7 protein-coding genes are annotated in these 13,708 nt (G+C 35.6%); 1 reads left to right on the top strand and 6 read right to left on the bottom strand.

Going from position 1 to position 13,708, the window contains the following annotated elements:
* Window positions 1-181: 181 nt before the first annotated feature.
* The 6 genes from rhaM to E5D58_RS14305 form a co-directional block, all read right to left on the bottom strand.
* Complete coding sequence (rhaM, locus tag E5D58_RS14280; protein WP_136482944.1) at window positions 182-496, bottom strand: L-rhamnose mutarotase; 315 nt, start codon at window positions 494-496, stop codon at window positions 182-184.
* A 91-nt stretch (window positions 497-587) separates the two neighbouring features.
* Complete coding sequence (locus tag E5D58_RS14285) at window positions 588-1,451, bottom strand: T9SS type A sorting domain-containing protein (RefSeq protein WP_136482946.1); 864 nt, start codon at window positions 1,449-1,451, stop codon at window positions 588-590.
* 256 nt (window positions 1,452-1,707) lie between these two features.
* Entirely contained in the window at window positions 1,708-3,882 is a 2,175-nt protein-coding gene (locus E5D58_RS14290) for a beta-xylosidase (RefSeq protein ID WP_136482948.1), read from the bottom strand.
* A gap of 24 nt (window positions 3,883-3,906) precedes the next feature.
* Entirely contained in the window at window positions 3,907-5,304 is a 1,398-nt protein-coding gene (locus E5D58_RS14295) for a cellulase family glycosylhydrolase (RefSeq protein ID WP_136482950.1), read from the bottom strand.
* Window positions 5,305-5,542: 238 nt separating this feature from the next.
* Window positions 5,543-7,123, bottom strand: coding sequence for a RagB/SusD family nutrient uptake outer membrane protein (locus E5D58_RS14300; protein WP_136482952.1), 1,581 nt, complete (start codon window positions 7,121-7,123; stop codon window positions 5,543-5,545).
* Between the two features lie 9 nt (window positions 7,124-7,132).
* Window positions 7,133-10,177: a SusC/RagA family TonB-linked outer membrane protein gene (locus tag E5D58_RS14305; RefSeq protein ID WP_235835931.1), complete on the bottom strand. Its 3,045-nt coding sequence runs from the start codon at window positions 10,175-10,177 to the stop codon at window positions 7,133-7,135.
* Window positions 10,178-10,858: 681 nt separating this feature from the next.
* On the opposite strand from E5D58_RS14305, the gene E5D58_RS14310 reads away from it, so the two are divergent.
* Entirely contained in the window at window positions 10,859-13,513 is a 2,655-nt protein-coding gene (locus E5D58_RS14310; RefSeq protein WP_168796703.1) for a hypothetical protein, read from the top strand.
* The last annotated feature ends 195 nt before the right edge of the window (window positions 13,514-13,708 follow it).

Here is a 13,708-nt window from a genome sequence, read left to right on the forward strand (position 1 = left end):
TTAAACTCTAACTTACCCGATACTACTTGCCGATTGTTATCATTAACAACCAATCTAACATACCTTACTCAAGTAACGGTTAACCTGTTGCAAAAAATGTCATATAATTAGGACTATTTCATTTAAATATAATTTTATACAATTTAGATATTGTATAAGGGGAAAGTTATGCTGCCTTGCTCTATTCCATATAGAAAACTTCTTCTAACGATACTGATACAGGCGAGTTATCAGGATTCGTCTCCATGATATCTGCCATAAAAGCCCACCATTTCTTTACAATATCATTATCTGCTAAATCCTGAGAACCGCCATCACCAGATACTTTTTGAAAAGCAAAAAGTGTATCTGTTTCTTCATCTAAAAAAATGGAATATTCGCTTACTCCACTATCTTTTAATAATTTCTTTAATTCTGGCCATAATTGGTCATGACGCTGTTTATAGGCTTCTTTTTGCCCAGGGTTCAATTTCATTTTAAAGGCTAATCTTTGCATATTAGTAAAACTTTATTTTATAATTAAGACAAAAAAAATCACCCTATTTGAAAATAGAGTGATTTTATAATTGTTGCTATTCAGCGTAAGCTTATTGCTTAATAATTTTCTTAGAGAATGTTCCGTTAGCACCTTCTAATTTAACAATGTACATTCCAGTAGCTAAACTACTAACGTTTAAGTTAATTGTAGCTTCTCCAGAAATACTCTTTGTTAACACAGCACTTCCTAATAAGTTGTAAACAGATACTTTGTTTACGTCTGCAGTAAGTCCTTTAACTGTTAATTGATCGTTTACAGGATTAGAAATAAATACAGAACTTGTATCAAATGTTTCGTTACTTAATAATTCTACTAAGTGATAATCAAGTACATCTATTCCTCCACCATCAAATTGTACAAGCTCGCCAGCTGCTGTTGGTATTACACCAAATCTTGAACCACCTTCTCCTGGAACTTTAATGAATAAGGCATTGTTCCCATCTGCTGGATTTGCTCCTTCAGAGTCTGCATCCCCATTGGCATCTACTTTAGCTTTTCTTCTTTGAAACTGGTCGTATTCGTAGGCAGGATCGCTAATATCTGTTATTACATCTCCAGGAAGAGCCGTCACTGTAATATCTTTTTCATTTACAAGAGCTGGAGTAGTACCCAATCTCCAAGTTCCTAGAGCAGGATTTATAGACGTAAGGTCTGTAGTAATTTGCACATAACCAGCAGACGCAGGCATTACATGGTCCTGTACAGTAAAAGTTTGTGTTGGATCATCGCCTGGCAATTCTTGTTGCCATTCTAAAGCACCTGTACCAATATTAATTGTCATGAATAAATCAGTAGTTCTTGCACCCAATTTATACTTCCCTGGTGCTGTATATAATATAGGTTGAGCATAAGTTGCTGCTGCACTAAAAAGTACCGCTACCATTAACGTTAATTTAAGTAATTGTTTTCTCATAATTTTTGTTATTTATTTTAGTTATTTATTAAATACCCCCTAAACTTACTATAAAAAAAGCAACTATGCAACCTGCTGTATCCTGCTTTCTACAATTATTGTTAAATTTTATTAAAAAAAACATGCTACTCCCAGCTGAAAGAACATGATTTTCTTAAAGGAAAGATGTCGCTAAAGGTCATTTTTTCATTATATTTTGGTAAACACCTTGTCATTTCTATTTCAAAAACATGACCTTCTCAAAAAGAAAATGGTTTTATTTAACCAGAAGCGATGCCTGTTTCAAATCTTTTTCTAAGGAGGATGATCCTACAGAAATTGTAAACGTTCCTGGTTCAACCACTTTTTTCATCTCTTGATTAAGCACATTAAGCTCATCAAAACCGAGATTAAAGGTTACAGTTTTTGTTTCTCCTGGTTTTAAGGTAATACGCTCAAACCCTTTTAGCAATTTAAGATAGCGACCTACCGATGCAAAATCATCTCTTACATACATTTGTACAACTTCATCTCCAACTCTATCCCCTGTATTTGTAACATCCACTGATACCGTTGTAGAGCCATCTTGACTTATTATCGCTTGTTCTAATTTAGGTTGGCTGTAACCAAATGTGGTATAACTCAAGCCATATCCAAACGGAAACAACGGTGACTTATCACTAAATCTGTACTTGCCTTTTCCAGATCCAATAAAGTCAGGGCGCTCCAAATAAGTAACAGGCACTTGGCCTACAGAGCGTGGAAAAGACATGGTTAGTTTGCCCCCTGGGTTAACATCTCCAAAAATGACATTGGCAACAGCATCACCAGCATGCATACCACCATACCAGGTTTCAAGTACAGACGTTATGTTTTCTGCAATGTAATTTATACTTAATGGGCGACCATTGATTAAAACAACGATAACAGGTTTTCCTGTTTTATGAATCAACTCTACTAATTCTTTTTGGACACCATACAAATCTAAATCAGAGCGGTCTCCCCCTTCGCCACAGGTTTTGTGAGAGCTTCCTACAACCAACACAACGGCATCTGATTTTTTTGCAGCAGAAACAGCCGCTGGAAATCCTGCTTTTGAAAAACTATCAATATCGCAACCCTTAGCATAGTTTATTTTTACGTTTTCACCTACTCTTTTCTTTAAGCCATCTAAGACTGAAACGTAATATGGTGGTAATCCTGAATAGCCACCCAATAGTTTGTATGTTTTCTTTTTAGGTCTTTCTTCATGCGCATTGGGACCAATAACTGCCAGGGATTTTATGTTTGATAAATCCAGTGGCAAAAGATTATTATCATTTTTCAGCATGATAATAGATTTTTCAGCTAATTCCAACGCGAACTCACGATGTTCTTCACGCCCAGCATTTACAGTTTCAGGATCAATCTCTTTAGGTTCTGAATCAAACAAACCTAACTTATATTTTGCGGTTAAATTACGTGATACGGCTTTATCTATATATGTCATTAATGCAGGGTCCTGCATAACCGTATCCTTCAAAACGTTGGCATGATAAGTAGATAACTCAACCTTCTTACCAATTACCAAGTCCATGTCAACACCCGCTTTTAAACCTAAAATAGCCGCTTTGGTTCTGGTTTCTGGAATAAAATGCATAGTTTCTAATCTGCCAACATCATTATTATCAGAAACAATAAAACCATCAAAACCTAACTCATCTCGTAAAATATCTTTTAACAACCAGGTATTCATATGGCATGGAATACCGTTAAAGTCTTGATGCCCTGGCATAACACAGCCTACACCGGCTTCTTTTACTGCCGCCTCGAACGATGGAAGGTAAACCTCACGCAATCGACGTTCAGACATGTCGCTAAAGCCACCGTTTATACCTCGACGGTTTTCTGGGTATCCCACAAAATGTTTGGCTGTTGCAATTACATGATTTTCATCAAATTGCTCATCACCCGTACCTTGTAAACCTTGAATAAATGCCACACCCATGCGAGATACTAAATAAGGGTCTTCACCATAAGATTCTTCAACACGACCATAGCGCGCATCCCCGGCGTAAACATCTAAATTAGGAGAATAGCAATGTGTAACACCTAAGGCGCGCGCTTCAAGAGCCGTTTGCGACGCCATTTTTTTTATTAATTCAGGCTCCCAGGTTGAGGCACAAGCCACCGCTTGCGGATACACCGTTGTATTGCCATAATAATCAAGAACAAGCCACAAACCATGTAACGCTTCTCCGTATTTCATCACAGGAATACCCAATCTTGTGTTGGCTGGGGCATCTTGGGTCATTTCTGCTATTTTCTCATCCAAAGTCATTTGACTTAATAGCTTTTCAACCTTAGTATTAATATCTGCATCCTTACTAGATATGTCAGTTTTACTCGTGTCTTTAGAATTACAGCTTATTAGAGCAAGTGTAATTAAAAAAGCGTATACTATTTGTTTCATGTTTTGTTTGGTGTTATTTACTGTTTAGTTAAAATTCCTTATTCCTGGAACAATTTTTAATTTGATTTCTTTTTCGTCTGTTGGCCATTTCAGTATGGTTAGTTTCTGAGTTTTGGTATCCCAAATATAATCTGAAGGATTGACATAATCCGGGCATTTGTAAGTTTCTAAACCAACATTTTTAATGGGGTTGTAATACAAAACTAAATCGTCGTTAATCAAAATGGAGAAACCGTCTGGATAATGACGATTGGCACCGATAAAAATAGTTGAAGTTCCTTTTTTATTATCCGATTTTAAATTAACATCTAAGGTTCTTGTGGCATGATTAAAAAGAAAAGCATTTATGTCGCCTGCAATGGTTTGAGGAAATGGCCGTGATATCACATCGGTTATATATTTACGCTCAACGGTGCCCGCATCTGTACTATCGCTAAAAATAGACCAAGTGGATGGCCCGCCAGATAAAAAATGCTGCATAGTTCTATTTCCTAAAAACCAAGCTTTTATAGACCCCACGCCCATTTGATCGAACACCTCGGCTGTTCTTACATAAATTTCGCGATATTTAAGTTGCCCCAAATTCCCCTCTATTAAAGTGTCGGTCGTAGCAAATGTTGGAAACCCCCATTCACCAATTAGTATTGGGGCTTTAAGCATGTCTGATTCTTTATCAAATCGATCCATGTTTCGTTTTATGTAATCTACATTATTTTGATAAATGTGGGGTGCGAAAACGATATGCTTTCTATTAATAGGCGATGTAACTTCTGCATACTGATTGTTGTCTATTTTCTCTCCTTTATTCATAAAAATAGATTGCACTAAAATTAACTTATCAGGACTTATTTTTTGGCTCTCATCAATAATCCTTTGGTACAATGGAATTAAATACTTGTCGGTTAATTCTTGATACGTAATATCCATAGTTAGCTTTCTGGGTTCGTTAACTACATCGTAGCCTAAGACAAAATCATTATCGGCATACCGTTGCCAGATTACCTTCCAGGCCTTCAAATAAATTTCGTGTTCTTTCTTTTTATTAAGCCAAAACTTTTCCCAAACAAATTCGTCTACACCGTAAACCGTCATCTTGAAGACTGTTTTTATTCCAGCATGTCGCCCCAACTGAACCAAATTATCTAATTTAATTAAATAGTTAGGGTCTAAGGCGCCTCCTGGAAACTCGCTCAACTTTCCAAGCTCGAGCCTTACCACTTGCGTATTAGCTCCCATTCTTACCATTCTGGCATAGTCGTCGCTATCAAAAAAAACCTCGCCAACATGGTCGTTTGTATTTACTACAAATCCCCGAGGTATAACGTGCCTTTCCCTTTCATCTCTTAGACCATGCTTAATCTGTGAGAACATATTGGTTGTGAGCACCATAAATATTAGAACTAAACACACTATTGATTTCATAATACTTAAATCTAAATTTATAAAAGATGTAGTTTACAGAAAAAACAAAGTTAAACCTAAACCCGTTATTTTTTGTCCTGCACTGTGCTGAGTTTATTTTCTCATTTGGCACCTTACTGAGTATTACAGTAAATGTCCTAGCAATGACATGGTTTTAAATTGATAAAAAAAAGCGACCAAAATCAAGTGATTTTGGCCGCTTTAGGTAAAACTAACTAACAATGATTAATATTCAATATTATCTGTACCCATTATTTGTTGGATCGTCTTCCAATAATTTTGGGTTATTCTCTAACTCTTGTAACGGAATAGGAAGCTTAACGTGATATGGTCTAATATTTTCATTAGGTTTCCAGAAACGGTATTCCAAGTTTTGAACCACATCTAATAAAATCCCCCAACGGATTAAATCATATCTTCTATGACATTCTCCGGCCAACTCCCATTTACGTTCATCATAAATGGCTTCTCTAAACTCTTGTTGACTAAGTCCTAAAATAGCCTCTGCTTCAGCTTGAGTTTCAAAGGCACGCTCTCGTATCTCTCTTATATATTCAAAAGCAGTATTAGGGTTACCTCCAGAACGCTCATTTTCACATTCTGCAGCCATTAAAGCAACGTCTCCTAAACGAAATACCATTCTATTATCTGAGTGATTAAAACGTGGCGATCTGTCTAACTCTAAATTCCAAAATTTAGCGATGTATGGAAACACTAGATCATAACCTAAATAGTTATCTACTATGTTTAACTCTCTTCTCAAATCATTCATTGGGAATTTCTCTGCAAAATCTTTTGAGGCTACTTGTAATCCAGTTCCATTAAAAGCCTCGCCTCTAGCTTTAAGTGCTTCACCAAGAGAATCTCTTTCAGCGGTATTAAGTGGTTCATCTCTTAAACGCGGGTTAAACATAGATGGTCTCCAGTTATTATTCCCTGCAAATGATCTTCCTGGGAATGCTGGGTCAAATTGACTATTGATATCTCTAGCAAAGTCTAAGGACCAAATAATTTCATCATTATACTCATTAAACTGATCAAACACTTCATTGTAGGTTGGTAATATCCTATGTGGCGATTCATTTAAAATTTCCAAACACTTATCCAAACCTAATTGCCATTGCTGTTGCTTCATATAAATTTTAGCCATGATAACAGCAGCTGCCCATTTAGAAGCTCTACCACTTTGATCACCGTCATATTTATCTTGTAAATTATCTTGAGCAAACTGCAAATCTTCTAAAATTCCAGCTACTATCGTAGCCTCATCCGTTCGTCCTAACGCACTAATTTCTTCAAGAGTAAGTGCTTCCGTATAATAAGGAGCAGCTCCCCATAGACTCCAAATGTGCCAATAACATAAACCTCTCAAAAATCTTGTGTCTGCAATGATATCAGTTCTTACTTCTTGGCTCCCTATAGCTTCGTTTCCTGTAACTCTTTCTATAGTAAGATTCGCATTTTGTATAATTCTGTAAAGATCTTTCCAAGTATCTGAAACACTCATTTTTTGAACCGACCTGTCTGCAATCGCCTCATTCAAAGAATAATTCCCTATGGGCTCCACAAAATTTGCAGAACGATTCGGTTCAATAATATCAGCGCCATTGTCATAAAAATGATCTAAACCTACTTGACCATATAAAGAATTGTTCTTTAAAATGGCATACATACCTTGAACCATTTGTCTGGCATCATTCTCTGAACCGAAAAAGGTTTCAGGCGAAACAATCGCTCTTGGGTCTTCTTCTAAAAAGCGTTCACAACCAAAATATGTGAAAACTACAAAGACGTATAAAATTATATTTTTTGTTTTCATGTTATATATTTAAAAAGTTACGTTTAAACCAAGTGTAATAACTCTTGGATTAGGATACTGCGCACTAAGGTAACCTTGTGCTATATTACTACGACCAAAAGCATTGGCTTCAGGATCTATTAATCTGGTATTAGACCATAATAACAAGTTCGTTCCTGTAAAATAAACCGTAGCATTCTTAAGACCATCTAAGCCCATTGTATCGACAGGTAAATTATATGCCAGTCGCACATTTTTAAGACGTATATGTGATCCATCTTCAACATACTCAGAATTGCTTGGTACACCGGTTGCTGAATCTGATCCAGCTCTTAGGATATTAGAGGTTTCATTAACCCCTTCAATCCAACGGTCTCTTAAATCTCCAAACTTTACTGTTTCCCCACGGTTAAAGTAATTGTTTCGCATGTTTAAATTATAAACTTCGTTACCTGATGTCCCTTGAAAGTAGAAAGAAAAGTCAAAATCCTTATAAGAAAAAGAGTTTTCAAAACCAAAGATGATATCTGGAAATGGACTACCAAGAACCACATTATCTTCTGTAGAGGATATGCCATCACCATTTAAATCTTCAAAATGTGGTCCTCCAACAACCTGAGGATCTATTCTTCCCGAGGCATCAATTTCTTCTTGGCTTTTCCATGTACCTAAGTATCTAACCCCTGTAAAAGAAGGCACTGCTTCTCCCACAATTAAACGTGTATTACCTGATCCTATAATAGGATCTACCACAATATCAATAAAGTCTACCCCTCCAAGGTCTAAAATTTTATTATTATTTGCTGATAATGTTAGTACTGTATTCCAGTTGAAATTACTATTATTAATATTGGTAGAGTTTAACAATAGTTCCCACCCTTGATTTTCAAGTGACCCTATGTTTTGCAATTGGCTATTAAAACCAGTTTGTCTTGGAATGGTTACATCTAATAATAAATCTTCTGTTTTCTTGTAATAATAGTTAAACTCTGTAAATAAACGTCCTCCAAAGAAAGATGCTTCCAATGCAATATCGAATGAATTTGTTGTTTCCCATTTTAAATTTGGGTTTGCAGGCCTACCTAGAGTTCTACCTGGCACTTCTACACCATTAAGCGTTGTATTAGCATCTGTTAAAACACCAAAAGTTCTATATGGTTCAATGGCTTGATTACCCGATTTTCCATAAGATGCTCTTAGCTTTAAATCATGGAAAATATTTTGGTTATCCATAAACGATTCGTTAGTAACCTTCCAAGCACCAGCTATAGATGGATAAAACTCCCATTTATTACCCTCAGCAAATACCGAACTTCCATCGGATCTACCTACTAAAGTAAGAAGGTATTTGTCTTTATAACTATAATTTAATCTTCCGAAAAAAGATGCAATTTGAAATGCAGAATAATCACTACTTACTACAGCTCTTGTAGGGTCTGAGTTCCCTAAGTTATTAAATCCTGTAGCGTCACTGGTAATACCAAAAGCTTCTGCTTGGACTATTTCAGTTTGTGATTTTTGAAAAGCAGCACCTCCAAGCACTGTTAAACTATGGTCTTCATTAAAATCAGTGGTGTATTGCACCGTATTTTCATTGTTCCATCCATTTCTATTGGTTGTACGAACACTAGCACTCCCTTGGCCAGTATCACCTACGGCAAGCAAGCCAGGATCCTGACTGGAATTAAAGATATTACGTTTAGTATTATCAAATTCTGGACTAAATGTAGAACGAATAATCCAATTTGGTGCTGGGCTATACTCTAAATAAACCGTTGCTAATAAATTATTGGTAAATGTTTCATTGGTATTCAATGCTATATTAGCCAGCGGGTTTGAAAATGGCGATCCCACAACATCATTAAATCCATTATAGCTTCCATCCTCATTAAATACAGGTTGCGTTCTAAGAATCCCAAAAGCAGCTTGACTATAACTAGCCAGTGCATTATCTTGTTCTAATCTAGAATAATTTAATCTAAATCCTGTTTTTACTTTATCGTTCAATTTAATGTCCAAATTTGCTCTAAAGATATATTTTTCAAGACCAGAGCTTTTTACAATACCTTCTTGATTAAAGTAATTAAAGGACGTGTAATAGTCAACATTTTCAGTTGCTCCTGCAACAGAAATATCTGCATTATAAATTGGAGCAGGGCCTAATACTAAATCAACCCAATCATTGTCTGGATACGTGGATGGATCATCTGGAAACGGTTCTGCCGCCGATCTAAATCTAGCACTTTCGTTTGTGTATTCTATTTGTTCTCTTTGATTAAGTCTATCTGGTATTTCCGGTAGCATTTGTGAACTCGTGTAAAGATTTACACTAATCTGTGGCTTTGTTGAGCCAGCACTTCTACCGTTTTTTGTAGTTACTAAAACCACCCCATTTGCTCCTCTCGAACCATAAATAGCGATAGACGAGGCATCCTTTAGAACCTCAAGAGATTTTATATCGTTACTATTAAGATTATTAAGGTTAAAGTTTGTTCCAACAACAATACCATCAACAACCCATAGCGGTTCGTTACTACCTGTAATAGAGTTACCCCCTCTTACTCTAATAACGGTTCCAGCACCTGGTGCTCCACTAGCCTGTGTTACCTGTACCCCCGTTGCTCTACCCTGTAAAGCTTGGTCAACTCTGGAAACGGGTAAGCTCACAATATCTTCTGCACTTACAGAGGATACCGACCCGGTTAAATCTGATTTTCTTTGTGTACCATAACCAATAACAACAATTTCATCTAACTTATTGTCTGCCTCTAAGGTTATATTAATTTGTGTTTGGTTACCAACAGCAATCTCTTGAGTTGCATATCCTACATAAGAGACCACTAAGGTACTCCCAGCAGACACGTTCAATGTAAATTCTCCATCAAAATCTGTTGATGTTCCATTTGTAGTCCCTTTTTCAAGAACTGTTGCTCCAGGCAGTGGTTGGCCGTCTGCCGTTACTGTTCCTGATACCGACTGTGCACTTGCAGTTGCCATAGAAAGCAACAGCAAAAAAGCACCAATCCAAGATTTCCTAATGTCAGGAAACTTTTTGAGTGTAGTTTTAAAATTCATAAGTCTTTTTAGTTAATTTATTAATTCGTGTCCTAAAATATTTTTAATTTTTAACTGGTGTATCCTGCCCTAACCGTTATGACCTGTGCTGCTTTAATTAAAAAAGTAAGAATAATTAAATAATTCTGTTAAAAATTTGAAATTTTAAAAATTCATAACCCCTTTAAAATTAACAAGTAAGAAGAGGTATCACTAAAAAAAGAGTTCTTAACTAAACTGATAATTATCAAGTTTTTTTGTAAAAAAAAAGATTAATAAAAAAAATGGATATATTTTGAAATATTCTTGTTTGAAATATTTTCTTTCAAAAAGCGAACGTTATATCTTTCAAACGCACCTGTATCATTAGTAAGTGATTGCGACACATTTGTAAAAATCACGGATTCAGAGCATCCTGTAACGGAAAGATTAACCTACATCAATAATGTATGTAGCTGATTTCAGGGTTCCCCTCTTTTTCTATAAGCTTGGGCCCTATTAAGGACTAGGTGTTATAAAATAGATATTAAAAGCACTTAAAACTTATACAAGAGACTGACTATTAAACACCTAAACTATACAACACACAGAGTCTGTCCATGATACAACAGGGTACACACATCATAATTAATCATTACCTTTTCATTTTTCAGGCTATCTTGATAAGAAATGATGAGATACTAAAACAACTCATATTCCATAATGAAAGCATATACCATCAAGGCAAGAAAAACACTTTGTACAATGGCATTTCTATTTACTTTTATATGCCATGCCGTGACACAGTCTGCTGAGCATACAAACAACTTTCCAAAGCCTACCATCAACATTTTAGATCGGACTAACATCTCTAATAATTTAAAACACCCTGTGGCCTTTTCTAAAATTAAATTTTATAAATCCTTAAGAAATAGCGATGTTAAATTAAAGGAAATACAAGCACCTGAAAAATTAGATATTCATAAAAATATCAATCTAATTATTGGCACCTTAAAGGATTCTATTATAAAGTCACTTTTCATTAAAAACAGATCTCTCAATTACAGGCTTGGCCCTGAATCTGTTGTTTATCTCAAAATAGAAACAGAAAATAGGCCGATCCTGGTTATTACTGGATCAGATTCCAGAGGGCTTCAGTATGCCTTAAACGAACTTTCACAACGAATAGACTCTTATGGTCTTAGAGCTTTATATGATTTGGAAAGCTATGTAGAATCTCCTGAAAATACAGTTCGCGGTGTTGACAGATTTATAAAGGACGTACATGATAACTCTTGGTTTTTCTCGGGTGACTTTTGGAACCACTATTTAAATATGTTAGCAATAAATAGATTTAACCGACTAACATTAATTACAGGTTACAATGATGGTAAATCGGAAGATTTTATGATACCTGTATATCCTTATTTGTTCCAAGTTCCTGGTTTTAACCAAACTGAACTAAAAAGAACTACAGAAAAGAGTCCCGCCGAGTACCTAAGACAACTGAAACACATTGGAAAACTCTGTAAAAATTACGGAATTGAATTTGTTTTTGGAATATGGGGCCATGGTAGACATGAAAAGTTAGTGGGTGGACTTCCTAAAGATTCTGAGTTATATACGCAATATTGTGCGGCTGGGATAAGAAAATTATTAAGAGAAGTTCCGGAAATTGATGGTATACAGTTACGCGTCAACTACGAGTCTGGTGTTGGAGGGTTTGGCGAAACAGCAGATTTTTTTTGGAAAGAAATTATTATGGCCTTAGGAGATTCGAATAAAGAGCGAAATGGAAAACTTTTTTTAGACATAAGAGCCAAAGGATTAACAAAAAAGATTTCCAAATGGGCTTCACAAACTGGTATAAATTTTAGTGTAACAAGCAAATACTCTTGGGAAGGTATGGGGCTTCCTTATCATCCAACTCAAATGAGAAAAGGAGAACTGGCTTTGTTAGATAATATAGACAAGCGCCAACGCTATGGCTACGCTAATTTTTTAAACGAGTCCAGGAATTTTGATTTTATATACAGACTATGGGGCATAGGCACTTTGCGCCTATTCACTTGGGCAGACCCCGACTATGCCAAACGTTTTGCTAGAACAACCACGTTCGGCAATGCTAAGGGCTTCCAAATTACACCACCTATGTCAAGAAAAAACAATACTTGGCCCTTATTTAATAGAAACAATTTAGCTTACTTTAATTGGGAATACCAAAGGTATTGGGCCTACTATTTGTTATTTGGAAGACTTGGATATGCTTCTACCACAAATCCCATAGTATGGGAACGAGAATTTGAAAAGCACTATGGTTTGGAATATAAGCAGGTATTAAAGGCATATGTTTCAGCTAGCAAAATACTTCCTTTAATAACGAGTTCTCATCTTACGTATCATCCTGCAAACTACAATTGGGCCGAAATGGATAGTGGAGGAGCACTTTTTGTTGAACATAATGCAAATCTCTTTTTTAAAAACAAAAAAAGAACCTATCAATCATCAGAACCTGGAGATCCTGGTATTTTTTACACCATAAGCGATTATGTAAATGATGGGATATCAAACACTACTAAGCGCAAGATTACTCCGATTCAGTTGTCGGCAATTTTCGAAAAACTCTCACTCGAAACACAACTACATTTATCCAAAATAAACAAAGAACATATTCCTGATGAGTATAAAACCGAGTTTTCAACCAATTTAGCTGATCTAGAAATTTTATCGTCCCTTTCCATGTATCATGCTTTTAAAATAAAAGCGGCTACGCACTATGCTCTCTATGAACATACCCAAGACTATGGGTATCTAAAATCATGTCTTGCTAACATGAAAAAAGTCCGATCCAACTGGACTAATATTGTGACTAAAACATCTGAGGTTTATTATAAGCAGCCTCTTTTTCTTCATGACAACGGTACATGGGAAGACCGATTAATAGAAATAGAACAGGATATTAACAAATTAGAAAGTTTAACTTCTAGTTTTAGTAATGTTAAAATTAAGAGTCATTGGCAAAGTAAAAAGACCTCTAAACTTTTTGAAAGACTTCACTTTGAAGCAGTAATTCCAGATTCAATAAAGATTTCTCAAGATGTAGAAGTGGGCTTAACGCCTTTAATAAAAAAATTATCTAAATCCCCTCAAATACATTTTAGACTCGCGGACATGACCCTTGGGTCTTTTAAAACGTTAGATATGACATGGAATGGCACAAATTATACAGCCCAAATACCAACGTCTGGCCTAGACCCAAATTACGACTTATTACTTTACTTTACCTATCACAATACAGATGGGTTTTTACAATTTTATCCTGGACTATTTAACGATACCTCTAGCGCACCATACTATTGTATAGAACTGTTCAACTGACAGTTAGTTTTTATTACTCCAAAATAACATAACTTAGAAACAATAATTAAAAAATGGCCTATATAAAAAAGCTTTTACTTACAGGATAGCACAGGTTAAAATAAAACAATGGAAATTCTATTTTTATCACTTAAAACTGTTAGTTTTAACTAAAACAAAAAACAATCTACATTTTAGAATTTATTAATTGAGACT

This window comes from Cognatitamlana onchidii (genome assembly GCF_004804355.1).
Taxonomy (GTDB): Bacteria; Bacteroidota; Bacteroidia; order Flavobacteriales; family Flavobacteriaceae; genus Cognatitamlana; species Cognatitamlana onchidii.